Annotated in this window: 22 protein-coding genes; 11 read left to right on the top strand and 11 right to left on the bottom strand. The window is 70.3% G+C overall.

Annotation, left to right across the window (positions count from 1 at the left end; all coding sequences use genetic code 11):
• Position 1: 1 nt before the first annotated feature.
• On the bottom strand, positions 2–2,197 hold the full coding sequence (locus tag ACFYWX_RS03680) for an McrB family protein (protein ID WP_389422314.1): 2,196 nt from the start codon (positions 2,195–2,197) through the stop codon (positions 2–4).
• Positions 2,198–2,326: 129 nt separating this feature from the next.
• Here ACFYWX_RS03680 and ACFYWX_RS03685 point away from each other — a divergent pair, with 129 nt between their 5' ends.
• A complete protein-coding gene (locus tag ACFYWX_RS03685; protein WP_389422315.1) occupies positions 2,327–3,271 on the top strand; it encodes an RNA polymerase sigma-70 factor in 945 nt (314 codons plus the stop codon).
• A gap of 101 nt (positions 3,272–3,372) precedes the next feature.
• On the top strand, positions 3,373–4,578 hold the full coding sequence (locus ACFYWX_RS03690) for an NAD(P)/FAD-dependent oxidoreductase (RefSeq protein ID WP_389422316.1): 1,206 nt from the start codon (positions 3,373–3,375) through the stop codon (positions 4,576–4,578).
• Between the two features lie 161 nt (positions 4,579–4,739).
• On the opposite strand, the gene ACFYWX_RS03695 is transcribed toward ACFYWX_RS03690, so the two are convergent.
• Positions 4,740–5,060: a GYD domain-containing protein gene (locus ACFYWX_RS03695; protein WP_389422317.1), complete on the bottom strand. Its 321-nt coding sequence runs from the start codon at positions 5,058–5,060 to the stop codon at positions 4,740–4,742.
• Positions 5,061–5,282: 222 nt separating this feature from the next.
• Here ACFYWX_RS03695 and ACFYWX_RS03700 point away from each other — a divergent pair, with 222 nt between their 5' ends.
• The 5 genes from ACFYWX_RS03700 (at position 5,283) to ACFYWX_RS03720 (ending at position 11,479) form a co-directional block, all read left to right on the top strand.
• Positions 5,283–5,771 (top strand): hypothetical protein, encoded by a 489-nt coding sequence (locus ACFYWX_RS03700; RefSeq protein WP_389422318.1) that lies wholly within the window; start codon positions 5,283–5,285, stop codon positions 5,769–5,771.
• 219 nt (positions 5,772–5,990) lie between these two features.
• Complete coding sequence (locus ACFYWX_RS03705) at positions 5,991–6,668, top strand: HNH endonuclease family protein (protein WP_389422319.1); 678 nt, start codon at positions 5,991–5,993, stop codon at positions 6,666–6,668.
• A 389-nt stretch (positions 6,669–7,057) separates the two neighbouring features.
• A complete protein-coding gene (locus ACFYWX_RS03710) occupies positions 7,058–9,112 on the top strand; it encodes a flavin monoamine oxidase family protein (protein ID WP_389422320.1) in 2,055 nt (684 codons plus the stop codon).
• A complete protein-coding gene (locus tag ACFYWX_RS03715) occupies positions 9,109–10,977 on the top strand; it encodes a thiamine pyrophosphate-binding protein (protein WP_389422321.1) in 1,869 nt (622 codons plus the stop codon). Before ACFYWX_RS03710 ends, ACFYWX_RS03715 begins: the two co-directional genes overlap by 4 nt.
• Positions 10,970–11,479, top strand: a complete 510-nt coding sequence (locus tag ACFYWX_RS03720; protein WP_389422322.1) for an inclusion body family protein — start codon at positions 10,970–10,972, stop codon at positions 11,477–11,479. Before ACFYWX_RS03715 ends, ACFYWX_RS03720 begins: the two co-directional genes overlap by 8 nt.
• Positions 11,480–11,630: 151 nt before the next feature.
• Here ACFYWX_RS03720 and ACFYWX_RS03725 read toward each other — a convergent pair whose 3' ends face one another.
• Positions 11,631–12,338, bottom strand: a complete 708-nt coding sequence (locus ACFYWX_RS03725) for an SDR family NAD(P)-dependent oxidoreductase (RefSeq protein ID WP_389422323.1) — start codon at positions 12,336–12,338, stop codon at positions 11,631–11,633.
• A gap of 144 nt (positions 12,339–12,482) precedes the next feature.
• Between ACFYWX_RS03725 and ACFYWX_RS03730 the strand changes: the two genes are divergently transcribed.
• Positions 12,483–13,205: a TetR/AcrR family transcriptional regulator gene (locus tag ACFYWX_RS03730; protein WP_389422324.1), complete on the top strand. Its 723-nt coding sequence runs from the start codon at positions 12,483–12,485 to the stop codon at positions 13,203–13,205.
• 35 nt (positions 13,206–13,240) lie between these two features.
• Here the strand turns inward: ACFYWX_RS03730 and ACFYWX_RS03735 are convergent, their stop codons facing one another.
• Both ACFYWX_RS03735 and ACFYWX_RS03740 read right to left on the bottom strand, forming a co-directional pair.
• Positions 13,241–14,773: a DEAD/DEAH box helicase gene (locus ACFYWX_RS03735; RefSeq protein WP_389422325.1), complete on the bottom strand. Its 1,533-nt coding sequence runs from the start codon at positions 14,771–14,773 to the stop codon at positions 13,241–13,243.
• Between the two features lie 91 nt (positions 14,774–14,864).
• A complete protein-coding gene (locus tag ACFYWX_RS03740; RefSeq protein WP_010032345.1) occupies positions 14,865–15,068 on the bottom strand; it encodes a cold-shock protein in 204 nt (67 codons plus the stop codon).
• Between the two features lie 636 nt (positions 15,069–15,704).
• Here ACFYWX_RS03740 and ACFYWX_RS03745 point away from each other — a divergent pair.
• From ACFYWX_RS03745 to ACFYWX_RS03755, 3 genes are all read left to right on the top strand, one after another.
• Positions 15,705–15,983, top strand: coding sequence for an ATP-binding protein (locus tag ACFYWX_RS03745; protein ID WP_389422633.1), 279 nt, complete (start codon positions 15,705–15,707; stop codon positions 15,981–15,983).
• Between the two features lie 90 nt (positions 15,984–16,073).
• Entirely contained in the window at positions 16,074–17,114 is a 1,041-nt protein-coding gene (locus tag ACFYWX_RS03750) for an ATP-binding cassette domain-containing protein (protein WP_389422326.1), read from the top strand.
• Positions 17,111–17,905, top strand: a complete 795-nt coding sequence (locus ACFYWX_RS03755) for an ABC transporter permease (protein ID WP_389422327.1) — start codon at positions 17,111–17,113, stop codon at positions 17,903–17,905. The genes ACFYWX_RS03750 and ACFYWX_RS03755 overlap by 4 nt, the downstream gene beginning before the upstream one ends.
• On the opposite strand, the gene ACFYWX_RS03760 is transcribed toward ACFYWX_RS03755, so the two are convergent.
• The 6 genes from ACFYWX_RS03760 to ACFYWX_RS03785 form a co-directional block, all read right to left on the bottom strand.
• Complete coding sequence (locus ACFYWX_RS03760) at positions 17,883–21,086, bottom strand: ATP-binding protein (RefSeq protein WP_389422328.1); 3,204 nt, start codon at positions 21,084–21,086, stop codon at positions 17,883–17,885. The two genes, ACFYWX_RS03755 and ACFYWX_RS03760, sit on opposite strands and share 23 nt — an antisense overlap.
• 155 nt (positions 21,087–21,241) lie before the next feature.
• Positions 21,242–21,580: a helix-turn-helix domain-containing protein gene (locus ACFYWX_RS03765; protein WP_389422329.1), complete on the bottom strand. Its 339-nt coding sequence runs from the start codon at positions 21,578–21,580 to the stop codon at positions 21,242–21,244.
• A gap of 658 nt (positions 21,581–22,238) precedes the next feature.
• Positions 22,239–22,553, bottom strand: a complete 315-nt coding sequence (locus ACFYWX_RS03770) for an SCO5918 family protein (RefSeq protein ID WP_389422330.1) — start codon at positions 22,551–22,553, stop codon at positions 22,239–22,241.
• Positions 22,554–22,614: 61 nt separating this feature from the next.
• Positions 22,615–22,917, bottom strand: a complete 303-nt coding sequence (locus tag ACFYWX_RS03775; RefSeq protein WP_389422634.1) for a CBS domain-containing protein — start codon at positions 22,915–22,917, stop codon at positions 22,615–22,617.
• Positions 22,918–23,042: 125 nt separating this feature from the next.
• A complete protein-coding gene (locus ACFYWX_RS03780) occupies positions 23,043–24,521 on the bottom strand; it encodes a DEAD/DEAH box helicase (RefSeq protein ID WP_389422331.1) in 1,479 nt (492 codons plus the stop codon).
• Between the two features lie 178 nt (positions 24,522–24,699).
• The gene (locus ACFYWX_RS03785; RefSeq protein WP_192232086.1) at positions 24,700–24,903 is read right to left on the bottom strand and encodes a cold-shock protein; all 204 of its coding nucleotides are present in this window, start codon (positions 24,901–24,903) and stop codon (positions 24,700–24,702) included.
• Between the last annotated feature and the right edge of the window lie 103 nt (positions 24,904–25,006).

The raw sequence follows: 25,006 nt of genomic DNA on the forward strand, positions 1-25,006 counted from the left end.
CCTACTCCCCGTCCCAGCGGGCCGTTCCCGCGTCGCCCGTGCGCTCCTCGCCCACGGATTCCGTACCCGCGAACTCGTCGGCCAGCATGCCCGGCAGGTCCTGCGGATTGGTCTGCACGACCCGACCGGTCCGGTCGTCGACCAGCTTGCCGAGCACATTGCGCAGCAGATCGGTCCGGCCCAGGCAGTAGTCCGACACGAGCGGCACGATCTCGTGGTGGAAGGCATGGGAGAGCTGCTCGGCGGTGACCAGAGGCCGGTCGCCGGCGAGCAGATAGGCCTGGCCGAGCAGATGATCCGGCCCGAAGCTTTCATCGAGCTTCGCGTTCAGACCCTCCAGGAAGTCGGCGAGGCCGAGTCCTTCGACCTCACCGTCCAGCACATCGAGATCCGGTGGTACGTCGAGGAAGGCGAACCTGCGCCTGATCGCGGCGTCGATGTGCCCCACGCTGCGGTCGGCGGAATTCATGGTGCCGATGATGCGCACGTTCCGAGGCACGGTCTGCTGTCGGCCACTGGTGGGCAGGGTGACGGAGACGGAGCCACGTTTGTCGAGTTCCAGGAGAGTGATCAGCTCGCCCAGAATGCGCGGCAGATCACCGCGGTTGATCTCGTCCACGACGATCAGGAAGGTCTCGTCGGGGGCTGCCTCGGCAGCTGCGCAGACACGGCGGAACAACCCGTCCGTCATCGTCAGGTGGAGCCCCGCACCGGCCGCTGCCACGTCCGGCTTGAAGCCCTCGATGAAGTCCTCGTACCCGTAGGACGGGTGGAAGGTCACCACGGTGAGGCGCGCCGCTTCCGCGCCGTCGGGCGCCTTCGACAACTCGGCCAGCGCCGACGCCCGTTCTTCCGGTGCGGCGTCGATCCGATCACCGCGGCCCGCCAGGGCGAGCGCCACGCTGAGTGCCAACCGCGTCTTGCCGGTGCCGGGCGGGCCCTGCAGCACGACCTGCCCCTTGTGGTCGAGCAGGTCCCGCACCTTGCGTACGGCATCGGGGAGTTCGGCGTCCGTCGCGGCCCCCGGCTCAACGACTTCCGTGAGGGCAGCTGCCGCTCTGCGCTGATTGCGGATCTCCCTCCACAGCGTGGCGGGAACCTTGGCGAGAGTCTGCTGCCAGGCGTGCCGCGGAGAGTCGAAGACCTGGGCGTAGGACGTGTCCCAGTCCACTCCCACGATGTGCCGATGGCTCTCCGTACGCGCATCGTAGGAATAGCCATCGGCGACGGTGCCCACCGCCAGCACTTCGGACTTGCCCCGGTTGGCCACGATCAGATCGCCGGGCTCCAGGTCGCGAAACGCGATCAACTGGCGGGCGAGCCGCAGATTTCCGCCCACGCTGTGCGGCCAGTACTGGTTCAGCGCTTCCTTGAGTTCCTGGTCGCTCTCGTACTGTCCGAGGCTGCCGACCTCGTCCCAGCCGATCCGGATCCGGCGGTTCGCGAGGCAGTCGTCCCAGAGACTGGCGCGCTCTCCCGGCGCGATCTTCCAGATCACCCGGTCCTTCGGTCGGGGATCGTGGAATGCGTAAAGGAACTCCATCACCTCGTGCGGGAGCCAGCCCTCGAACGCCTGCACCTCTTGTACAAGGGCGAGCAGTTCACGGTTGGCGCGCCAGGTTCGTATGCCCGAGAACTGCTGGTGCGGTCGGCCACCCAGCAACGCGGTGAAGTGCCGGACGTGAGAGGCGGAGAAGATCGGCATGAAGTCGCCGGGGAAATAGACCGCCAGCGCCTTGGTGGTCAGCGCCTGGCCGTACGACAGCGACTCGAGGTCGTCGATACGGTCGAACAGGCCGTCAGCCGCTGCCGTGAACGCGGCGACGAACTCGGCGCGCACCTGCGCCCACGCCTCGCGTACGCCGAGTCCACGCAACGCGGTTGGCACGATCCGCCACTCACCGGTTCGGTGCTGGTACACGATGTGCTTTGCCGCGCTGCCGCCGCGGATGCTGCCGACGGTGTTGGTGCCGTACTCCAGCAGACGGCAGAAGGAGGGTGCCGGGCCCCAGTGGTAGGCCGCCTGTCCCAGTGCGTACCGCTCCAGGGGCAGCTCGGCCCAGGTCGCCAGCGGGAATTCCTCCACGACCCGCCGCCGCTCCGCCTCTGCCGCGTCGGCGGCCTGTGCGACCTTGTTCCGATCGAAGGCCGCGATGCGCCCCGCCAGGCCGTCCCAGAAATCCCCGCCGTCAGCCATGCGGCCATTCTTGCGCATCGCTCGCTCGCCACTTCGGCCCCATCCCGAGTGCTCTCCGTGCACTTGGGCCTGCGGCGCAGGGCCGCAATGCTGCGGCCGTCGCGCGCCGTGCGGGCTAGGATCCGGGCCATGGCCCTGACCATGAACGACGTGGACCGGTTCGAGGCGTCCAGGCCCCGCCTGGAGGCCATCGCCTACCGCCTCCTCGGCTCCGCGAGCGAGGCCGAGGACGCCGTGCAGGAGACGTTTCTGCGCTGGCAGGCCGCCGACGGCGACCACATCGAGGTCCCCGAGGCCTGGCTGACGAAGGTTCTCACCAACCTGTGCCTCAACCAGCTCACCTCGGCCCGCGCGCGGCGCGAGACCTACGTGGGCCAATGGCTCCCCGAGCCGCTGCTCGCCGGGGACCCGATGCTCGGCCCGGCCGACACCGCCGAACAGCGCGAATCGGTGTCGTACGCGGTCCTCGCCGTACTGGAGCGCCTTTCCCCCAACGAGCGGGCGGTGTACGTGCTGCGGGAGGCCTTCGACTACCCGCACCGGGAGGTCGCCGAGATCCTCGACATCAGCGAGGCCGCCAGCCAGCAGATCTTCCATCGCGCCAAGAAGCATGTCGCGCAGGGCAAGGCCCGCACGGAGATCGACGAGGCCGCCGCCCAGCGGATCGTCGAGGAGTTCCTCGCGGCCGCCACCAGCGGCCGGACCGAGCCGCTCGTGCGGCTGCTCACCCAGGACGCCATCGCGATCGGCGACGGCGGCGGGAAGATCCCGGCCCGCTCCAAGGCGTTCGAGGGCGCCCTCGCCGTCGCGAAGTTCATGCGGGGCCTGTTCAAGCCCAGCGAGGCCAAGCGCGCCTTGGTCGGCGGCTCGCCCGACATCTACGCCACGACCGCCAACGGCGCCCCCGCCCTCGTGGTGGTTGTCGACGGCCGGGTCATCGGCGTCATGTGCCTGGAGATCACCGACGAGGGCATCGCCGCGTTCCGCAACCAGGTCAACCCCGACAAGCTCGAACGCGCGACCGAGCGGTGGGCGGCCTCCGACCACGGCGAACCCCTGCTCCACGCGTTCTGACGCTGTCGACGCTGATGTGACGTGCTTCACATCCCGTTCCTGTCAGGAAACGGCGGGCTGCCCGGTTCAAGAGGCGAACCCGCTGAAGACAGGAGCGAGAAATGCAGCGCATCATCGTCCTCGGAGCCGGCTACACCGGAGCCATCGCCGCCGGGCGTCTCGCCAGGCGGCTGCACCGCGAAGACGTCACCATCACCCTCGTCAACGCCGAGCCCGACTTCGTCGAGCGCGTCCGGATGCACCAGCTCGCGGTCGGCCAGGACCTCAAGCCCCGGCCCTTCAGTGAGATGTTCGCGGGCACCGGCGTCGAACTGAAGCTCGCGAAGGTCACCGGCGTCGACGTCGACCGCAAGATCGTCGCCGTCATCGGCGCGACCGGCGCCGAGGAGCCGGCGGCCGAGGAGCTGGAGTACGACACCCTCGTGTACGCCCTCGGCAGCGGCTGGAACGACCAGGGCGTCCCCGGCACCGCCGAGCACGCCCACGAGATCGCCAGTCGCCCCGGAGCGCTGCGGCTGCGCGAGCGCCTGGCTGCCCTGGACGCCGGACAGCCCGTGGTCGTGGTGGGCGGCGGCCTGACCGGCGTGGAGGCCGCGACCGAGATCGCCGAGGCCCGCCCGGACCTCGACGTCGCCCTCGCCGCCCGCGGCGGTCTCGGCGACTGGCTCTCGCCCAAGGGCCGCCGGCACCTGCGGAAGGTCTCCGACAAGCTCGGCATCACGGTGCACGAGCACGCCGCCGTCACCGGTGTCGAGGCCGACCGCGTCGCCACCGCCGACGGCACGTCCATCCCGGCCGCGGTCACCGTGTGGACCACCGGCTTCGCCGTCCACCCGATCGCGAAGGCCACCACCCTGCAGGCCACCGACACCGGCCAGATCGTGGTCGACCGGACCATGCGCTCGGTCTCGCACCCGGACGTGTACGCCATCGGCGACGCGGCCATGGTGACGGGCCCCGCCGACAAGCCGCTGCGGATGTCGTGCGCCTCGGGCGTCCCCACCGCGTGGCAGGCCGCCGACGCCATCGCGGCGCGCCTGACCGGCGGGAAGCTCCCGAACGTGCCGTTGCGCTACTTCAACCAGTGCATCTCGCTGGGCCGCAGCGAAGGCCTGATCCAGTACGTCACCGCCGACGACCGCGCCGTACGCGCGGCCCTGACAGGACGGCTCGCCGCCTTCTACAAGGAGCTGATCTGCAAGGGCGCGGCCTGGAGCGTCGCCAACCCGCTGCTCATGCCGACCCGGCGCCGCCGCGTCGTGCGGCAGCCGGCCCTGGAGGTCTCGGCGGTCAAGGTGTCGGCCTGACTCGCAGAGCCCAACGGGCGCCCTCGACGGGAGGGCGCCCGGTCGTTGCCGGTCCACGCGGCGACACAGTGGGACTCCGCATGCCTCCCCACTCGGTTGGTGGGGGTGGTGGGCCGAGTGGCCGACGCCTTCGGCCGCTACACCCGACCTCCCCCTTCGGCCTACGTGCCGGGGGCGCGGAAGGTGAACTGCCGGCGCGCGGCCTCGTCGATCTCGTCGAGGGTGACGAGGGGAGTGGCCCGGGTGTGGAGGGCGCCGCTCGCCTTGACGGCGAGGCTGACGGCGGCCATGGAGACTTGGTCGGGGAAGTCGATGATGAGGACGATGTCGTCCTCCCCGAAGGCGAAGTACATGGCTTCGACCTTGCCGCCGAGGTCGGTGACGACCTGGTCGACGGCGGCGCGGCGGCCACCCGCGCCCTCCTTGAGCAGCCCCTTGGCGCCCTCGGGCGTGTAGGTCGCCTGGATGAGGAACTTCGGCATCGGGACGCTCCCTGCCCATCGCTTGTCCGGTACGCAGAATGCCCTTCCCGCTGTGGGACCGGCTGCCACTCACCGCACTGCTGGATTCACCCGTTGGAAGCCTGGTCCTGAAAAGGCGGATCGACACGGGGAGCCGGTCGCCGTTCGGCGGGGCCGTCCGGATCGCAGGGGCCGCCGAGCCGTGCAAGGCTGAAACGTGGGTTTCCGCCGAAGGGAGCTCGTATGTCTGTCCCCGCAGCTCTCGAGCCGGTCCTCATCGACACGATCGAGCGGTACTTCACTCTGCTGCAGGCCCACGCCCCACCCGACGAGATGTACGCCGGCATCCTCACCGAAGACTTCGAGACCGGATTCGAGGGCGGACACATGTGGCGGGGGAAGGCGGGGCTGCGCGACTTCCTTCAGGCACGCTCGGTCTTCTTCGACGAATCACACGAGATCCTGCAGATACTCGACGTCCGCCGGGAGGGGCCCGAAGCCCTCACCGCCCGTACCCGGCTGCGCTTCTTCCTCCGCGGGCGCGAGGACGCGGCGGCCCGGAGCGAGACGTACACCGGGGAAGCGTTCCACGGCTGGCGTCTGCGTCGGCAGCCCCAGGACGGTGACTGGCGCGTGGCCGCCCAGATCGTCGAAGGGTTCGCGGCACTCGACGCGTCGGCCCGCCGCCTGTTCTCCACCCCTGACAAGGGCCTGCGCTCCACGAGCACGTGACCGGCGCGGCCCTGGCGGCAGCGGTGCCGGTGTCGGCGGCCTCGGCGGGCATGGCAAGCGCACCGGATCAAGGTGGGCCGGCGGTGACCGCTCCGGTACAGACGCTCCCCCGGGCGGGTGACCCGTGGCACACCTGTCCAGTGAACTCAAGCGCCCACATGGCTCTTTAGTTCGAGTCGAACCCTTCGGATCAGGTGCACGCAGTCGAGTCTGCGATGCATGATCAAGAATCTCGGGCGTGCCGCGATTGCGGCCGCGCTCCTCATCGTGCCCCTCGCGGCACCCACGCCGGCTCATGCGCAGGATCGTTCCTTCGAGACGTACGCGCTCCCGATGGCGGCTGCCGTCGACGCCCTCCCGCTCGCGGCGGAGGTGAGGGACGGCTACCAGCGCACGAGCTTCAAGCACTGGAACGCGGGCCAGAACCCCACCGACGGCTGCAACACCCGAGCGGAGGTGCTCATCTCCGAGGCGGTCGTCCCGCCCGATGTTCTCCCCGGCTGCAAGCTGTCGGGAGGGTCCTGGTGGTCGTACTACGACGCCAAGTGGGTAACCCCGGCCTCCGCCCTGGACGTCGACCACATGGTGCCGCTTGCCGAGGCCTGGGACTCCGGGGCATCGCAATGGACCGCGCAGCGGCGTGAGGCGTACGCCAACGACCTCGGTGTCCAGACCTCCCTCGTCGCTGTCTCCGCTGCCTCGAACCGCAGCAAGGCCGACCAGGACCCGGCCGAGTGGCTGCCCACGGCCGTCGACGTCACGTGCCGGTACACCTCGGAGTGGATCGCCACCAAGCTCCGCTGGGGACTCACCATCGACGCCGTCGAACTCGAAGCACTCACCCAACTCGCGGAAGCGTGCCCCGGCACCGTCGTGACCTACTACCCCGCTCCATAGGACTGTGGCCCGCCCCATCAACGGGGTGGGCCACCGAACTGCCCTCCGTCGGTGATGTCCGGGGCTGACGCCGACGCCCAGCGGCCGGAAGTGCATGCGCCGAGCGGTTGTTCGTGAATGGCTGGACGGATATCACCGTCCTCACGCCCTCCCCGCTCCGGTCGGCTGGCGAGACCGCTGTCATCGACAGCACAGGATTTCCGCATTCCGTGGAGGAATCGTGGATTCGACTCCGTAGCCCTTTCTCTTCCGTCCCTGACGCAACTCAAGCCCTCATAAGGAAATGTCGAGCAAGTCGAAATTCCGTCAGGAAGTGCGATCGGCTTTTTTTGGACTTTATCTGCCGGAGAAACCCACAAATCGTTTCTCCATATCTACGATCGCAAGCTATGACCGACATTCCTCGGGACAACTCCGCCAACCGTGCCCGTTGGCAGACGTGTCTCAAGCTCGCCCGCGAACTCCTCCTCGTCGGGCCGGACGACAAGGACCTCAAGCTCGGCTATCTCCACACCCTGATCGACACGGGCCGCCTCGGCCCCACGCACCACCCGCGCAAAAAGATCCTCGTCATCGGCGCCGGCATCACCGGCCTCGTCGCCGGCCGCCTGCTCAAGGACGCCGGCCATGACGTCACCATTCTCGAGGCCAACGCCAGCCGTGTCGGCGGACGCATCAAGACCTTCCGCGCCACCAAGCACCACCAGCCCTTCGACGACCCCGCCCAATACGCCGAGGCGGGCGCCATGCGGCTGCCCGACTTCCACCCGCTCGCCCTCGCCCTCATCGACAAACTCGGGCTCGGCCGCCGCCAGTTCTACAACGTGGACGTCGACCCCTCCACCGGCAGCGGCCCCGAGGTCTCCGTGCCCCCGGTGACGTACAGCTCCTTCACCGGCCGCACCTGGACCTACGGCGACGACAGCCCCGACTTCCGCGAACCCGACAAGCGCGGCAACTCCTGGATCCGCACCAACCGTGTCCAGGTGCGGCGTGCCGACTACACCACCACCCCCGAACGGATCAACGAGGGCTTCCACCTCACCGACGACGAGGTCCGCGCCCCCGTCGTGAAGATGGTCGACGAGGCACTGGAGAGCGTGCGCGACTACTACTCCGACGTCGTCGACGGCCGGCGCGTCAACAAGCCGTTCGACGAGTGGGTCGAGGGCTGGGCCCGAGTGATCCGCGACTTCGACGGCTACTCGATGGGCGGCTTCCTGCGCGACCACGCCGGGCTCAGCGACGAGGCGGTCGAGGCCGTCGGAACCCTCGAGAACATGTCCTCACGGCTGCATCTCTCCTTCTTCCACAGCTTCCTGAGCCGCAGCGACATCAACCCCACCGTCCGCTACTGGGAGATTCCCGGCGGCAGCTGGCGCCTGCCGGACGCCCTCCATCAGGGCCTGCGCGACGAGGTGCGGCTCGGCCACCGCATGATCCGCCTCGAGTACCACGACCCCAGCCGCGACGCCGACCCCGAGGGCACCGGCGCCGTCGGACCCGACGGGTGGGGCGTGGCCGTGCAGACCGTCGCCGAGAACGACCCGCAGGCCCCGCCGCGCCTGTGGACCGCGGACCTGGCGATCGTCACCGTCCCGTTCTCCGCCCTGCGCTTCGCGGAGATCGTCCCCTCGATGTCGTACAAGAAGCGCCGCGCCATCATCGAGACCCACTACGACCAGGCCACCAAGGTGCTGCTGGAGTTCAGCCACCGGTGGTGGGAGTTCACCGAGGACGACTGGCGGGGCGAGCTCGACCGCATCGCGCCGGGGCTCTACGAGTACTACCGGCTGGGCGGTGAGGACGGCACCGGTATGACCCTCTCGACCGCCGAGGCGGGGGCCGCCCCGGCGGCCTCCGGGCTGCTCGGTGCCGCCGTCAAGGACAGCACCGTCACCGAGGAGATGCGGCAGCTCAACAGCACCCTGCCGCTGCGCGGCCCCGCCGTCCGCCCCGCCACCCACTGCTTCGGAGGGGGCTCCGTCGCCGACAACCCCAACCGGTTCATGTACTACCCCTCGCACCGCGTCGAGGGCAGCACCGGAGGAGTCGTGCTCGCCTCGTACTGCTGGTCCGACGACGCCGCGCGCTGGGACTCCATGCGCAGCGCCGAGCGCTACGTCTACGCCCTGCGCAACCTCCAAGCGCTGCACGGCCGTCGCATCGAGGTGTTCTTCACCGGACGGGGCGCCACCAAGAGCTGGGCCCGCGACCCGTACGCCTTCGGCGAGGCCGCCATCTACACCGCGCACCAGATGACCAGCTTCCACCTGGACGTCTCCCGGCCCGAAGGCCCCGTGCACTTCGCCGGGGAGCACACCTCCCTCAAGCACGCCTGGATCGAGGGCGCCCTGGAGAGCGCCGTCCGCGCCGCCGTCGCCGTCCACCAGGCCCCGCCGGTCACCAGCCCGGGCCCGAACCGGGAGGAGGAGAGCTCGTGACCGCGGTCACCCGCGCGTGCACGGTCGCCCGCTACCTCGCCCTGCGGCTGGCCGAGTTGGGCATCACCCACCTGTTCGGCGTCCCCGGCAACCACCTCGGCCCGTTCCTGACCACCCTGCGCACCGAGGGCGACATCGAGTGGGTCGGCACCCCCACCGAGGGCGGCGCGGGCCAGGCCGCCGACGCCTACGCCCGCATCCACGGCATCGGCGCGGCCGCGGTCACCTACAGCGTCGGCGCGTTCAACCTGCTGAACGCCTGCGGCGGCGCCTATGTCGAGCAGGTCCCGCTGGTCGCCATCAACGCCTCCCCGCCCTACGAGCAGTGGCAGAACTACCGCGCCCTCGGGCTGCTCACCTCACACATGAGCCCCCGCCCGGAGAGCAACCTGGACGCCTACCGGCAGGTCACCGTGGACGCCCAGGTCATCTCCAACCCGGGCCTCGCCCCCGGCCAGATCGACGCCGCGCTCACCGCGTGCCTCTCCGAGCGCAGGCCGGTCTACCTGGAGGTCATGGAGGACCTGTGGGACGAGCCCTGCCCCGAGCCCGAGGTGCCGATCGTCCGTCGCGAGCGGCCGTTCAGCGAGCGCAACCAGCCCATGCTGGACCACGCCGTGAACGCGATCCTCACCCTGGTCGAGGAGCACCCCGGCCCGGACGGCAGGCCCCGACCGATCGTGTGGGCCGGCGAGGAGATCGACCGGTTCGGCCTCGGCGGGCGGCTCACCGACCTGGTGGAGGGCACCGGAGTGCCGTTCTGCACCACCGTCGGCGCGAAGGCCGTCGTGGACGAGGACCTGCCGCAGTTCCACGGCGTCTACAACGGCCACGCCAGCCATCCTGACGTGCACCGGATCTTCAAGGACTGGGCCACCTGCCGGATCGGCCTCGGCGCCTGGTCCACCTCGAAGAACCTCGGCGGCGAGCAGTGCGTCGGCGGCGACTGGGTGATGGCCGCGAACGGCGGCGTCAGCGTCGGCACCTCCTACTTCCCCGACGTCCAGCTCGAACAACTGCTGCCCGCCCTCCAGGACGCGCTGGTGAAGGCCTACGGCTCCGGAGGCCTGACCGCCGACTACTACGCCGAGGCCCACGCCCACCACGGAGCACTCGGCGACCTCCCCGCCGACGTGGAGCACCACCGCGCCTCGCTGCGCACCAGCGGCTCGCCGTCCCGGCACGCCGAACGGCTCACGTACGACGGCGTGTTCGACCGGATCAACCACTTCCTGGGCCACGAGACCCGGCAGGACTGGACGGTCGTCTCCGACGCCGCGTTCTCCCTCATCGGCTCGATGAACCTGTCCCTGCCCGCGGGCGGATTCCTGTCGCAGGTCAGCTGGCTGTCCATCGGCTGGTCGGTCGGCGCGGCCACCGGCGCCGCGCTCGCCCCCGAGCGCGGGCACGCCCGCCCGATGGTGTTCGTCGGCGACGGCGCCTTCCAGGAGACCTGTCAGGAGATCTCCACCCACACCAGGCTCGGGCTGCGGTCGGTGGTGTTCGTCATGGACAACGGACACTTCTACGGCATCGAGCAGATGCTGGTGCACCCGTCCTTCTACGCCGAGCGGGGCTCCGCCGGTGCCGCCGACCCGGACGGCGCGGACTTCTACAACGTCCTCCACCCCTGGCACTACGACCGCCTCGCGGCCGTCTTCGCCGGCAAGAAGACGCCGGCGAACGGGGTCAGCATCGCCGACACCTCCGAGCTGGACACCCTGCTGGCCCGCCTCACCGACCCGACCGACCCGGTCAACGCCGGACCGCTGCTCGTGCGCGTCCGCCTCCACCGGCACGACTACCCGCGAGCGATGGCGTACAAGGTGCCCAAAGAAGAAGAAAAGGAGCAGGGAAATGGCTGATATCAACGTAATGATCGCGTTCGACGCGGCCACGATCGTCGAGCAGAACCCCAACGCGTCGAGGAACCCCGACGCGCCGACGTACGTCGATCAAAGCCTGATCTACATGACCACGCGCCACGATCACATCGTCGACATGTCGTCGGGGGCCGAGTTGAACCTCCGGGCCGAACCCGGGGACGCCATCAAGTGGCGGGAGACGACGCTGTCGTTCAACACCGAGTACAAGGCATTGCTGTACAGGTACGTCAGCAGCAGCGACCACAAGCTCCTCAGGGCGCCGGAGATCGAGGTGATCGACGGCGTCTTCCCGATGCCCAGGGAGGGGACCGAGGGCAGCCCGGAGTTCGTGACGCAGAACTACCAGGATCATTACTGGCGGGCGGCCGTCAGGAGCGTCGGTAAGGTCACGTACCACTTCTACTTCCAGATCCTGGACCGCCACCGGCAATTGAAGGGGTACTTCCAGTGGGACCCCTTCATCACCATCGAAAACCCCTGACGGTCCCCGGCCGAGGCCGGCTCAGCCGGCCTCGGCCTGCCTTCGTATTGCCGTCGGGCGTGCTGTACATCAGCGCCGCGCCGCGGCAGAGCGAGCCGCGGCGCGATCAGGGTTCGGCGAGGGGGCCGAGTCGGCGGAGCCGGTGCGGTGTTCAGGGGCGGGGGGAGCCCTCGTCCCCGAGGCGGAAGACGAGCTCGGCCTCGTCGCGCTTGGTCGTGTGCAGCTCCCAGTAGAGGGGGGCGATCTGCTCGGGCTGGGCCGCCTCCACGCCGGGGATGACGGAGACGCCGATCGACGAGTCGATGCCGACGTGGGCGGCCTGGATACCGGTGCCGGCGTCGGCCAGCTCCTTGTGCAGGTTCATCACCCAGTTGCGCAGCGCCGCGGCGGCGGCGTTGACGTTGGCGACCCGCGGGTCGGGCCAGATCGAGCCGGCGCCGGTGGTGTAGAGCAGGGTGCCCGCGCCGGCCTCGCGCATCGCGGGCAGCACCGCCTTCGTGGCGGCGATGGCCCCGTAGAGCTGGAAGTTCATCTCGAACTCGACATGCGACGGTTCGGTCTCGGCCGGAGCGGTCAGCGCGGTGATTCCGAACGTCCCCACCGGGGAGTACTCCAGGACATCGATCCCGCCGAACCGGGCGGACGCGTCCTTGAGCGCCTGGGTGAGCCCGGCGCGGTCGAGCACGTTCGCAGGGAACGCGGCGGCGGTGATGCCCTCGGCGGCGAGCTTGCCGACGACACCGTCGAGCTTCTCGCGGTTACGGGAGATCAGGGCGACGTCGAAGCTCTGGGAGCCGAAGGTGCGGGCGATGGCCAGGCCCATCTGGGGGCCGGCTCCGACGATGGCGATGCTGGTCACAGCGATCCTTTCGTAAAACGTACGTCTCGGGCACTCGATTCGGATAGGCCTATCCGGTTCATGATCCGGATAGGGCTATCCGGTTCACGCCGTCGACAGTAGCACCAAAATGGATAGAGCGCTCCGATTGTTAGGGTGGGCGCCATGACCCCTGGCCCACAGCGCCCCGACGGCCCCGCCGCCCAGCCGCTGCGCAGCGACGCCGAGCGCAACCGTGAGCGGATCATCGCCGCCGCGCGCATGGTGTTCGGGCGCGACGGCCTGAGCGCTTCCATGGCGTCCGTGGCCCGTGAGGCGGGGGTGGGGATCGCCACCATGTTCCGACGCTTCCCCACGAAGGAGGAGCTGGTCGCCGCCGTCTTCGCCGACCGGATGGACGCCTACGCCGACGCGGTCGCGGTCGCCCTGGACGACCCGGACCCCTGGCGCGGTTTCACCGGCTACATCGAGGCGGCCTGCGCGATGCAGGCCGCCGACTACGGCTTCGCCGACGTCCTGACCATGACATTCCCCACCGCCAAGGACCTGGAGCAGCGCCGCAACGAGGCGTACGAGGCCATGGTGCAGCTCATCGACCGCGCCAAGGCCGCGGGCCGCCTGCGCGAGGACTTCGACCCCTCGGACCTGGTGCTGATCCACATGGCCAACGCCGGCGTCGTCAACGCCACCGGCGACGCCGCCCCCGAGGCCTGGCGACGCGTGGTCGCCCTGATGATCCAGTCCCTGGAGGCCCCGCCCGCGGCCCCCTGCCCGCCCCGCCCGAGCACGAGGCCCTCTACAAGGCCATGCTCCGCGACGGCCCGGCGGCCGTCACCGCGCCGGAGCCGGAGAAGAGCGGCTGACCTCGGGGCTCAGCTCGGGAAGTGATCGTCGCGGCCGCGCGCACACGCGGTGCGCATGTTTCAGCGGCCGTCTCCCTTGGCCGGGGAACGGCGGCGGCCCTGGCCCGGTCGGCCGCGGCGTCCGCGCCGAGCGGGACCCGTGCGCTCGGAGCGGTCCTCGGTGACAGGCGGAGTGAGGACGACGGGCACGCCCGACGGAGCCTGGGAGCCGGTGATCCGGTTCAGTTCGGCCCCGCCCGAGCGGACCCTGGTGGTCGTCGGGGTGATGCCGGCGTCGGTCATCAGCGTGGTCACCTCGCGGCGCTGGTGAGGCAGGACCAGGGTGACGACGGTGCCGGACTCGCCGGCGCGGGCGGTGCGGCCGCCACGGTGCAGGTAGTCCTTGGGGTCGCCGGGCGGGTCGACGTTGACGACGAGATCGAGGTCGTCCACGTGGATGCCGCGGGCCGCGACGTTGGTGGCGACCAGGGCCGTGATGTGACCGTCCTTGAACTGGGTCAGCGCCCGGGTGCGCTGGGACTGCGACTTGCCGCCGTGCAGGGCGGCGGCGCGCACCCCGACGGCCAGCAGCTTCTTGGCCAGCCGGTCCGCCGCGTGCTTGCTGTCCAGGAACATGATCACCCGTCCGTCACGGGCGGCGATCTCGGTCGTGGTGGCGTGCTTGTCGTCGTCCTCCACGTGCAGCACGTGGTGCTCCATCGTGGTGACGGCGCCCGCCGTCGGGTCGACCGAGTGGACCACGGGGTCGTGCAGGTAGTTGCGCACCAGCCGGTCGATGTTGCGGTCCAGGGTGGCCGAGAACAGCAGCCGCTGGCCGTCGGGGCGCACCTGGTCGAGCAGGGCGGTCACCTGCGGCATGAAGCCCATGTCGGCCATCTGGTCGGCCTCGTCCAGGACGGTGATGGCGACGCGGTCCAGGCGGCAGTCGTCCCGGTCGATGAGGTCCTTGAGCCGGCCGGGCGTCGCGACGACGACCTCGGCCCCGCCGCGCAGAGCGCTCGCCTGACGGCCGATCGACAGGCCGCCGACCACGGTGGCGAGCCGCAGGCGCAGCGCGCGGGCGTAGGGGGTGAGAGCGTCGGTGACCTGCTGGGCCAGTTCCCGGGTGGGTACGAGGACGAGTGCCAGCGGTTGCCGGGGCTCGGCCCGCTGCCCTGCGGTGCGGGCCAGCAGGGCGAGGCCGAAGGCGAGGGTCTTGCCCGAACCCGTGCGCCCCCGGCCCAGGACGTCCCGGCCGGCCAGCGAGTTCGGAAGCGTCGCGGCCTGGATCGGGAAGGGGACGCTCACCCCTTCGGCGAGGAGGGTGGCCAGCAGCCGCTCGGGCAGGTCGAGTTCGGTGAACGCCTCGACCGGTGGCAGCGCCGGTGTGACGGTGACCGGCAGCGCGAACTCCCCGCCGGACGCGGCGGCGCGGCCTCCGCCTCCGCCACGCCGAGTCTTGGAGGTGCCGGTTTTGGCCGAACGGGAAGGAGCACCCTGGCGGCCCTGGCCCGTCCCTTGCGAGCGGACGCGGTTGCCCCGGCCGGAACCGGCGGAGCCCTTGTCCGTACGGGTGCGGGAGGAGTTGCTGTTCGTGCGAGCTGGGCGGTTCATGCGGGACCTTCCTCGATGCGGCACCTGTCGCACATGAGCCGAGGCCCGCACCCCGAAGGTGCGGGCCCCGGCACATGCGTACGCGTAGGCGTCAGGCAGGAACGATGTTCTCGGCCTGCGGGCCCTTCTGGCCCTGCGTGACGTCGAACGTCACCTTCTGGCCCTCCTGCAGCTCACGGAAGCCGGAGGTGGCGATGTTCGAGTAGTGGGCGAACACGTCCGGGCCGCCACCCTCCTGCTCGATGAAGCCGAAGCCCTTTTCCGCGTTGAACCACTTCACGGTGCCGGATGCCATGCTGATTCTCCCTTGAGCAGTGACCGGAGTCCGCACCTTGCGGACCCGGCTTCGCGGCAACGAGGTGACCCGACGGGAAGTTCTGAAAAGTCCCGGTAAGCCCTGGAAACCAAAAAGAGTGCTCGTCGACGAAGGTCGAAGAGCACTCAGAAGCCTCTGGTAACCAAAATTGCCACTTTGCATCAACGTAGCACAGGTCGAGGGCTCGTGGGGTGCTTGGGACGTCGCCGAAAGAATGGCAGGCGTCAGTGGCTCGCGGAGTCCAGTGCCGACTGGAGTGACTGGCGGTAGCCCTCGCTGGTGGGGGTAGGTGAGGGCGGTGACGTCGGTGAGTTTTCCGTCCTTCAGGGTGACGCGGACCTGGACGGGGCCGTAGCGGGTCTGGACCGAGTCTCCGGTGAGGGTCTGGGTGCCCGTGGCAGAGCCGCTCGATCCGGTTGCTCCATTCGACGTGCTCGAGCTGCTGGACGGCGCGGGAGAGGCGGCCAAGCCGGCGACGGTCGGCGTGGTGTGCGGCTTCAGCGACAGCAGCAGCACCATCCCGGAGACGGTCGCGGCGCTCGCCAGCACGATGCGGCGCAGCGGGCGGTTCTTCCTCAACGTGTGCAAGACGCCTCACAGCTCGAAGGACTCGTGGTGGATGCGGCGGTCCGCGACCCCGGCGGTGGACCGTTGCCCAAGGTCTTCGAACGCTTCACGCGCGCGGACCGCCGCCGCACCGAGGGCGCGGACCGCCGTCGCACCGAGGGCGCGGGCGGTGGCACCGGCACCGGCCTCGGTCTGTCGATCGTGGCGGCGGTGGCGGAGGCCCACGGCGGAAGCGTCACACTCGACAGCAGCCCCGGATCGACCACGTTCACCGTCCGGCTCCCCACCGGCGCTCGTCCTGCCACAGACCGATCCCATAGCGCCTGAACTGCAAGTTTCAACGCTCTGAAGCTTCGTCCGGAGGGCTGAAATCGCGTTGAAACCGTTCTGAACCGCCCCGCCCGCAAGCTCTGCGCCATGACGACGACGAATCACGAAGCCGCGATCGCGGCCACCGGGCTGCGGAAGTCCTACGGGGACAAGAGGGTCCTCGACGGCATAGACATCCAGGTGCCCGCCGGCACGATCTTCTCCCTCCTCGGGCCGAACGGCGCGGGCAAGACCACGGTGGTCAACATCCTGTCGACGCTGATCTCCACCGACGGCGGACAGGCGCGGATCGCCGGACACGACGTCGCCGCCGAGGCCCAGGCCGTTCGGGCCGCCATCGGTGTCACCGGTCAGTTCTCCGCCGTGGACGGCCTGATCACCGGCGAGGAGAACATGCTCCTGATGGCCGACCTGCACCACCTCCCCCGCGCCGAGGGCCGACGGGTGACCGCCGGACTGCTGGAGCGCTTCGACCTGGTGGAGGCCGCGAAGAAGCCCGCCTCCACCTATTCCGGCGGCATGAAGCGCCGTCTCGACATCGCCATGACCCTGGTCGGCGACCCGCGGATCATCTTCCTCGACGAGCCGACCACCGGCCTCGACCCGCGCTCCCGCCACACCATGTGGCAGATCATCCGCGAGCTGGTCTCCGGCGGCACCACCGTCTTCCTGACCACCCAGTACCTGGAGGAGGCCGACCAGCTCGCCGACCGTATCGCGGTGCTCAACGGCGGCAGACTCGTCGCCCAGGGCAGCGCCGAGGAACTCAAGCGGCTCGTCCCCGGCGGCCACGTACGGCTGCGCTTCTCCGACCCGGCGGCGCACGCTCATGCGGCGACCGCACTGCGCGAGACGACCCGCGACGACGAGGCGCTCACCCTGCAGATCCCCAGCGACGGAAGCCAGCGCGAGCTGCGCGCCATCCTCGACTGGCTGGACGCCGCCGGCATCGAGGCCGACGAACTGTCCGTGCACACCCCGGACCTGGACGACGTGTTCTTCGCCCTGACCGGCAGCCCCGTCCCCGCCGCCGACGACACCGCCGCCGACGACACCGCCGCCGACGACACCGCCGCCGACGACACCGCCGCCAACGACACCGACAACGCCAAGGAGACCGTCCGATGAGCGCCGCCTCGCACGCCTACCGCGACAACCTGACCATGCTGCGGCGCAACCTCCTGCACGCCCGCCGCTACCCCTCCCTCACTCTGAACCTCCTGCTCACCCCGGTCATCCTGCTGCTGCTGTTCGTCTACGTCTTCGGCAACGTGATGAGCGCCGGCATCACCGGCGGCCCCGCGGACCGTGCCGACTACGTCGCCTACATCGTCCCCGGCATCCTTCTCCTGACGGTGGCCATGACCTCGCTCGGCACCGCGGTGGCCGTGTGCACCGACATGACCGAGGGCATCATGGCCCGGTTCCGCACCATGGCGATCTCCCGCGCCTCCGTACTGATCGGCCACGTGATCGGCAGCGTGCTCCAGACGCTGATGGCTCTGGTGCTGGTCCTGGGCATCGGACTGGCCATCGGCTTCCGGCCCGACGCGTCGCCGGTGGAGTGGATCGCGGCGGCCGCTCTGATGGCTCTGGTCAGCCTCGCGATGACCTGGCTCGCGGTCGGCATCGGCCTGGTCAGCCCCAACGCCGAGGGGGCCAGCAACATCGGGACGCCGCTGGTGATGCTGCCGTTCCTGTCCAGCGCTTTCGTGCCGGTGGACGCCATGCCGGGCTGGTTCCGCTATTTCGCCGAGTACCAGCCGTTCTCGCCGGCCATCGAGACCCTGCGCGGGCTGCTGCTGGGCAGCGAGATCGGCACCAAGAACGCGGTGCTGGCCGTCGCCTGGTGCCTGGGGCTGACGCTGCTGGGCTACCTGTGGTCCAAGGCGCGGTTCAACCGCGAGCCGCGGCACTGAGCTCGCGCAGTGCGGCCGCCCGCAGCTCCTCCCGTTTCAGGGTGGCGTACGCCGACCTCGCGTCGTCGTAGGCCGCCCTGTCGGCGTTCTCGGCAGCCTGCCGGGACCGGGCCAAGGACAGGGTGGGGAACTCCCGTACCGCCGGCATCCGCTCCGCCAGTGCCACCAGCCGTACGGCCGCCGGGTCGCCCCCGGCCAGCCCGGTGAAGCCGAGCGCCAGCAACACCGTGCCGTACACCGGCAGTTCCGCCGGAGAGTCGTCGCCCGAGGAGCCGCACAGCATCCCGAGGAGCCGTTCCCGCAGCTGCTCGGCCAGCCCGGCCACCGGCTCGAGTCGGTCGTGCTGCGCGTGCGCCGCCAGCGCGGCCGACTGAATCTGCAGTGACCACGGATCCACGAACGGATCGTCGGCATAGAGCAGGCTGCCCTCCCGTACCCGCTCCACCGCCTGGCGCCACAGTCCGAGCCCGACCTCGGTCAGCCCGCGGGCCAGTGCGACCTCCGCGCGGGCCGGCAGATCGGAGCCGAAGGTCTCGGCGGACTCCGGCTGCTGATCCAGGGCCGCGAGTCCCAGCCAGTGCTCCGCCTCGTCGACCTCCCCGCGCTGCAGACAGGCGAGCACCAGCCCCCAGCGGACGCCGATCGAGTCCGACCAGTCGCCGGTCTCGTCGAGTGCGCTCAGCGCGGCCCGCAGATGGTCGTACGCCTCCGCGCCCTGCCCGGACTTCAGGCACAACTCGCTGATCCGCCCATGACTGAGCAGCCGCATGGCCGGATTCTCGAGCGGCCCCAGCGCGTCGAGCATCCGGCGGGCGCACGCCAGCGCGCGCTCCGTCTCGTGCTCGGCTTCCCACAGGTAACTGGCGACGCCCGCCGCCATGCCCGCCAGCATCGGCGCGTCGGCGTCGCAGAGTTCCTGCAGCCGCGTGTACTGCGGCGGGTGCATCTCCGGGAAGGCGCACAGCACGATGGCCAGCGCCCGCGCCAGCGTGTCCGGCGGGGCGGGCGGCAGTCGGCGCAGCGTGACGAGATGGCGTACGGCGGAGGGGCCGCGGCCCATGAAAAGGCTGGCCGTGCACACCGTCGCCGCGCTGCGGGCCGTCTCGATGTCCACGGCGTTCTCGGGTTTCCCGGGGTCGGGCCGGAAATGGGACAGCGGCCCACCGGTCTCGTCGGCGAGGGCGGCGAGTCGGGCGTAGTTGGAGCCGGTGGCCCACAACGAGCCCAGCGCGGCGGTGAGAGCCGCGGTGGTGGGCCCGTCGGCGCGGGCCAGCGCGTACCGCAGGGCCAGGACAAGGTTGTCCTGCTCGGCCCGGATGCGGATCCACGGGCGCAGCGGGCCGCCGCCGAACAGCACGTCGTGGTGCGCCCGCCCGAAGTCCCGTGCCCAGAGAAGGAACCGGACGGTCACCGCCTCCTCCTCACCGGCCTCGGCGCGCCGCGCGGCACTGAACTCCCGCAGCGTCTCCAGCATGTGGAAGCGCACCCCGGAAGGACCTCCGGAAGGACCTCCGGAAGGACCTCCGGAAGGACCCCCGGAAGGACTTTCGCCCACCTTGACCAGGGACTGGCCCGCCAGCTGCTCCAGCAGCGTCAGCGCGTCCGCCCGCTCGCCGAGTACGCACTGCGCCGCGTCCTCGGTGAACCCTCCGGGGAACACCGACAACGCGCGCATCGCCGCCCGCCCGTCGGGCTCCAGCAGATTCCAGCTCCACTCGACCACGGCCTGCAGTGTGCGATGCCGCTCGGGCGCGTCGCGGGCGCCGCCGCGCAGCAGCGCGAAGCGGTCCCGGAGCCGGCGCGAGATGTCGTCCACGGACAGCACCCGGACCCGTGCCGCGGCGAGTTCGACGGCCAGCGGCAGCCCGTCCAGGTGGCGGCAGATCTCGGCCACCTTGTCGGCGGGCAGTTCCACGCCGGGCCTGGCGGCCCGCGCCCGCTGCCCGAAGAGCTCGACCGACGTCGCCGGCGAAAGCTCCGGCAGGGCGTACACCGACTCCGAGGTCAGCCCCAGCGGAGCCCGGCTGGTGGCCAGGACCCGCAGCTCCTTCGACCGTGACACCAGTGCCTGTACGAGATCCGCCGCGCCGGGGATCACCTGTTCGCAGTTGTCCAGCACCAGCAACACGGGCCCGGTGCCCAGCGCGGCGACGATGCCGCTCACCACATCCCCGCCCGCGGTGAACCGCCCGCTCTCCCCGGCACCGACGGCCGAGGCCACTTCACCGGCGACGTCGTCATCGGTGAGGACACCGGCCAGGGTGACGAAATGCACCACGGGCTGCTCGGCCGCCCGGCTCACCGCGTGGGAGAGACGGGTCTTGCCCAGCCCGCCGGGACCGACGACCGTGACCACCCGCACCTCGCGCAGCAGCCCGGCCACGGCGCCGACGTCGGCGTCCCGCCCCAGCAGCGGGTTCGGCTCGTGCGGCACACCGTGGCGGACGTGCGGCACATCCGCGCGCAGCAACTCCTGGTGAACGGACCGGAGTCCGGGCCCCGGATCGGTCCCCAGCTCGTCCCGCAGCCTGCGGCGATAGGCGTCGTACCGGGTCAGCGCCGCAGCCCGCCCGGCGGTCGCGGCCTCACACCGCAGCAGCTCCGCCAGTACCTCCTCGTCCCGCGGCAGCTCCCGGGCCAGCCCGGCCAGCGGCGCCGCCGCCTCCTCCCGCCGCCCCACCCGGGCGAGCGCGAGCGCCCGGGAGCGGACCAGCGACCGCAGGGCCCGGACCCGATCGGCGCGCAGCGCCACCACCGGATCGTGCAGGTCCTCGTCCGCACCGGCGCCCACGCTCCCGTCCCACAGAGCCAGGCCCGCCTCGGCCTGCGCCAGGACGCCTTCGTGATCCCCGGCCCGCGCGCATTCGGCGCTCGCCGCCTCGTACAGCAGCAGCGCGGAACTGTCGACCTGCGCCTCGTCCAGCGCCAGCCGGTACCCCGTCGGCGTGCTCACGATCAGCTCGGCACCCAGCTGCGCCCTGAGCCTCGACACCAGGACCTGCACCGCCTTGCCCGGCCGCTCCGGCAGCTCGTCCGGCCACAGGCCCTCCACCAGCCGACCGGCGCTGCAGCCGGTGCGCAGCTCCCCGGCGAGCAGAGCCAACAGCCCGCGCAGCCTGGGCGCGGTGATCTCCCGCCCCCGATAGGCGACTTGGGAGAGCAGGGCCAACTCGGTGGTCATGCCTGAAGGTTAGCCAGCAGAATGCCGGGCGGGTTCGCCGTGCGGCTCGCGGCACCGGTCGGCGCCGCGCGTTCGCCAGCGAGGCGGCGGCAGCGCACAACACCGCGCACGTCGAGAACCTCGGAGCCGAAGCGGTCATTCCGATGGCGACGCGATCAGCCGGAACTGCCGGCCGCCTCGTTCGCGGCACGGCGGTACTCGGCGTTGATGCGCTGAGCTTCCTCGAGCTGGTCCTCAAGGATGACGATGCGGCAGGCAGCCTCGATCGGAGTCCCCCTGTCGACGAGTTCGCGCGCGCGAGCGGCGATCCGCAGTTGGTAGCGGGAGTACCGGCGATGTCCTCCCTCCGAGCGGAGCGGAGTGATCAGACGGGCCTCACCGAGGGCTCGGAGAAAGCCTGGCGTGGTGCCGATCATCTCGGCTGCCCGGCCCATCGTGTACGCGGGGTAGTCGTCGTCGTCCAGACGATCGCTAAGAGGGTTATCCGTTGTCATGTCACCTCGTTGTACAACACGTCGAGGGGCCCTGGTGCCGTACGGCACCAGGGCCCCGAAGGAAATTCAACACCATCTGTCGGCCCTACTGCTGTGCCGACCTTCTGTTTCCGCTACCCGGCCCGACAAAGGGGGTGCGGGGATCGCGACTGCGTGACCGGGGACCACCATCCAATCCGGGGTCTTTGCGGCACCCGGGCCGAGAGCTTCTCGGGCCGGGCGATCCTGATGGCGTCTGCTCCTCCGTTCCTCTCTGAACCCATCACTGACTGAACCGGTACTGCTGTTGGCAGCTCCTCGACATGCGAGCCGCCCAGTGCGGCTCCCAGTCCCGTCACCGTTCTGGGAACACCTTGGCTCCGGAACTCGACAGCCGCACTGACCTGCGAACTTCGTGTACAGCCACCCGCCAGTTCGTGTCTGCCGGGTCTCGTTCGACCGTGTCTACGAGATGAAGCATAGCCACGACAGGAACAAAAATCTACTCCGGCAAAGACAGATCTCACCTCTCTGGCGGAAGAGGAATCCTGCCGCCTGCGACAGTGGCCCCGTTCTCCGACGTCTTCCGCCCGCGGACGGCGACACAGCGGTGGGGGCCCTGCCGACTCGCGTCGGCAGGGCCCCCACCAAGATCCTGAAGGCGGTTTCCCGCCCGTCCTCACACCTCCACGGGGCCGGTGCCGCCGAGCAGTGCCGACGCGGTCCGGAGCGGAGCGGGAACGCCCACGGGCGCGGCCTCGGGGCGGTCGTGGCAGGTGAAGCCGAGGCGCGCCATGGCCCGGGTGACCTCGCCGCCGGAGAAGTCACGGCGGTCCAGCCGCGTGATGACCTGGCCCACCTGTTTGACGGGGTAGCGGCGGCGGCCGATGGTCACGGACTCACCCGTGACGAGCTCGGGCTTGACGCCCTTCAGCGAGGCCAGCACCCCCGTCTTGGTCAGGTCGAACGGGTACCGGGCGATGACACAGCGCATGATGCCTCACAGGGGAGAACTCACAGGGAGAAGGAGAACGGACTGTCCGGGGCGAGGCGGATCAGTGGGCGCGGGCGAGTACGCCCGGAGTTCGGCCGTACTCAGCGACGCCGCCGGGTCGGGCGCCGGGCGAGGACAGCGATCCGTCCAGGACGTCCCGCAGACGGATCCGGTCCGTGTACGTGGAACTGCCGCGGAGAGCGGCGAGCCGGACCAGGGTGATCGAGCCTGTGCTCTGGTCGTCCCCGTCGCACACGGTCAGGTACTCGACACGGGCACCCGCCATGACGGCCAGAGCCACCTCGACGGTCATGTCGTCACAGACCCGAGGTCCGCACGCTTCGATGTCGTCGACCATGGTCATGAGGGCGGGGTCCGCCACGCGGTACTGCGTCTGAGCCGACTGCAAAGGTGCCTCCTGCGGTAAGGGTTGGCCGGCTTTGTGATCCACTGCGGCCTCAGGGAGACCACTGCGGCCCTGATGAGGCCCTAGGCAGCCGAGCCGAAGTCGGGCCGTCGCTGCGCCCCGCGGCGCACCGCTGCGCCGACGGGCCGGCCCTGGCCGGTGCGTCCCCGGCGGTCCCGGGACGGCGAAGACGCGCGGCGGGGGCGTTCCACGGCCGGCGCGGCGGTGATGACGACCGGGACACCGGAAGGAGTTCGGGCGCCGGTGATGCGGCTCAGCTCCGCCTCGCCCGACCGGACCGGGGTGATGCGCGGGGTGATGCCGGCCAGAGCCATCAGCCGGTTCATGTCGCGGCGCTGGTCGGGGGTCACGAGGGTGACGACGCTGCCGGACTCGCCGGCGCGGGCCGTACGGCCGCCGCGGTGCAGGTAGTCCTTGGGGTCGCTGGGCGGATCGACGTTGACGACCAGGTCGAGGTTGTCGACGTGGATGCCGCGGGCCGCGACGTTGGTGGCCACCAGGACCGAGACGTGGCCGTCCTTGAACTGCGCCAGCGTCCGGGTGCGCTGTGACTGGGACCTGCCGCCGTGCAGGGCGGCGGCGCGTACGCCGCTGCCGAGCAGGTGTTTGGTCAGCCGGTCCACCGCGTGCTTCGTGTCCAGGAACATGATCACCTTGCCGTCCCGCGCCGCGATCTCGGTCGTCGTCCGGTGCTTGTCCGCGTCATGGACGTGGAGTACGTGGTGCTCCATCGTGGTGACCGCACCGGCCGACGGGTCGACGGAGTGGACCACGGGGTCGATCAGGTAGCGGCGTACCAGCAGGTCGACGTTGCGGTCCAGGGTGGCCGAGAAGAGCATCCGCTGCCCGTCGCCGCGCACCTGGTCGAGCAGGGCGGTGACCTGGGGCATGAAACCCATGTCGGTCATCTGGTCGGCCTCGTCCAGGACGGTGACGGCGACGTCCCGCAGTCGGCAGTCGCCCCGGTCGATGAGGTCCTTGAGCCGCCCCGGTGTGGCGACGACGACCTCGGCTCCGCTCCGCAGCGCACCCGCCTGCCTGCCGATCGACATTCCGCCGACCACGGTGGCGAGCCGCAGCCGTACGGCGCGGGCGTACGGGGTGAGCGCATCGGTGACCTGCTGGGCGAGTTCACGGGTGGGGACGAGAACGAGGGCCAGCGGCTGTCGAGGTTCGGCACGCCGGCCCGCCGTACGGGCCAGCACGGCGAGGCCGAAGGCGAGGGTCTTGCCCGAACCGGTGCGGCCACGGCCGAGTACGTCACGGCCGGCCAGGGAGTTCGGCAGGGTCGCCGCCTGGATGGGGAAGGGTACGGTCACGCCTTCGTGACCGAGTGCGGCCAGCAACCGCGCCGGCAGGGCGAGTTCGGCGAACGACTCGACGGCCGGCAGCGCGGGCGTGATCGTCTTCGGCAGCGCGAACTCGGCCTGCGCGGCCAGTCGGCTTCCGTAACCGCCCGGACGGCGCGGAACACCGGAGCGGCCGGCGCCGGCGCTTCCTCCGAAGCGGCCAAATGTGCGAGTTGTGCGCGCACGACTCATGTGGAACCTTCCTCGACGTGGCCACGCATCAAGGAATTTCCGCAGCAAAGTGAACGGCGCAGAGAATCGCGAGAACGAGCCGGAAATGACAGGGTTGAATCGCCCTGAAAAAGAAGCGAGCTGGGGCCCGCACCCCAAGGTGCGGGCCCCAGCTGCGAAGTACGCGTGAGCGCCGGTGTCAGGCGACGACGATGTTCTCGGCCGTCGGGCCCTTCTGGCCCTGCGCGATGTCGAACGACACCTTCTGGCCTTCCAGCAGCTCACGGAAGCCCTGGGCGGCGATGTTCGAGTAGTGGGCGAAGACGTCGGGGCCGCCGCCGTCCTGCTCGATGAAGCCGAAGCCCTTTTCCGCGTTGAACCACTTGACGGTGCCAGTAGCCATTTTGTTTCTCCTTCGGAGACGGTGTCAGGAATACGCCCTGTGCGGATTCCGTGTCGCCGTGATGATCAGCCGTCGGAAAAACCTTCTGGCAACCACACCTGCA

It is taken from the genome of Streptomyces sp. NPDC002888, assembly GCF_042888465.1.
Classification (GTDB): domain Bacteria; phylum Actinomycetota; class Actinomycetes; order Streptomycetales; family Streptomycetaceae; genus Streptomyces.

Bases quoted from the DNA above. Each gene is read 5' to 3' on its own strand.
- ACFYWX_RS03680 (WP_389422314.1), bottom strand. From the start codon at position 2,197: ATGGCTGACGGCGGGGATTTCTGGGACGGCCTGGCGGGGCGCATCGCG.
- ACFYWX_RS03685 (WP_389422315.1), top strand. From the start codon at position 2,327: ATGGCCCTGACCATGAACGACGTGGACCGGTTCGAGGCGTCCAGGCCC.
- ACFYWX_RS03690 (WP_389422316.1), top strand. From the start codon at position 3,373: ATGCAGCGCATCATCGTCCTCGGAGCCGGCTACACCGGAGCCATCGCC.
- ACFYWX_RS03695 (WP_389422317.1), bottom strand. From the start codon at position 5,060: ATGCCGAAGTTCCTCATCCAGGCGACCTACACGCCCGAGGGCGCCAAG.
- ACFYWX_RS03700 (WP_389422318.1), top strand. From the start codon at position 5,283: ATGTCTGTCCCCGCAGCTCTCGAGCCGGTCCTCATCGACACGATCGAG.
- ACFYWX_RS03705 (WP_389422319.1), top strand. From the start codon at position 5,991: ATGATCAAGAATCTCGGGCGTGCCGCGATTGCGGCCGCGCTCCTCATC.
- ACFYWX_RS03710 (WP_389422320.1), top strand. From the start codon at position 7,058: ATGACCGACATTCCTCGGGACAACTCCGCCAACCGTGCCCGTTGGCAG.
- ACFYWX_RS03720 (WP_389422322.1), top strand. From the start codon at position 10,970: ATGGCTGATATCAACGTAATGATCGCGTTCGACGCGGCCACGATCGTC.
- ACFYWX_RS03730 (WP_389422324.1), top strand. From the start codon at position 12,483: ATGACCCCTGGCCCACAGCGCCCCGACGGCCCCGCCGCCCAGCCGCTG.
- ACFYWX_RS03735 (WP_389422325.1), bottom strand. From the start codon at position 14,773: ATGAACCGCCCAGCTCGCACGAACAGCAACTCCTCCCGCACCCGTACG.
- ACFYWX_RS03740 (WP_010032345.1), bottom strand. From the start codon at position 15,068: ATGGCATCCGGCACCGTGAAGTGGTTCAACGCGGAAAAGGGCTTCGGC.
- ACFYWX_RS03750 (WP_389422326.1), top strand. From the start codon at position 16,074: ATGACGACGACGAATCACGAAGCCGCGATCGCGGCCACCGGGCTGCGG.
- ACFYWX_RS03755 (WP_389422327.1), top strand. From the start codon at position 17,111: ATGAGCGCCGCCTCGCACGCCTACCGCGACAACCTGACCATGCTGCGG.
- ACFYWX_RS03760 (WP_389422328.1), bottom strand. From the start codon at position 21,086: ATGACCACCGAGTTGGCCCTGCTCTCCCAAGTCGCCTATCGGGGGCGG.
- ACFYWX_RS03765 (WP_389422329.1), bottom strand. From the start codon at position 21,580: ATGACAACGGATAACCCTCTTAGCGATCGTCTGGACGACGACGACTAC.
- ACFYWX_RS03770 (WP_389422330.1), bottom strand. From the start codon at position 22,553: ATGCGCTGTGTCATCGCCCGGTACCCGTTCGACCTGACCAAGACGGGG.
- ACFYWX_RS03775 (WP_389422634.1), bottom strand. From the start codon at position 22,917: ATGACCATGGTCGACGACATCGAAGCGTGCGGACCTCGGGTCTGTGAC.
- ACFYWX_RS03780 (WP_389422331.1), bottom strand. From the start codon at position 24,521: ATGAGTCGTGCGCGCACAACTCGCACATTTGGCCGCTTCGGAGGAAGC.
- ACFYWX_RS03785 (WP_192232086.1), bottom strand. From the start codon at position 24,903: ATGGCTACTGGCACCGTCAAGTGGTTCAACGCGGAAAAGGGCTTCGGC.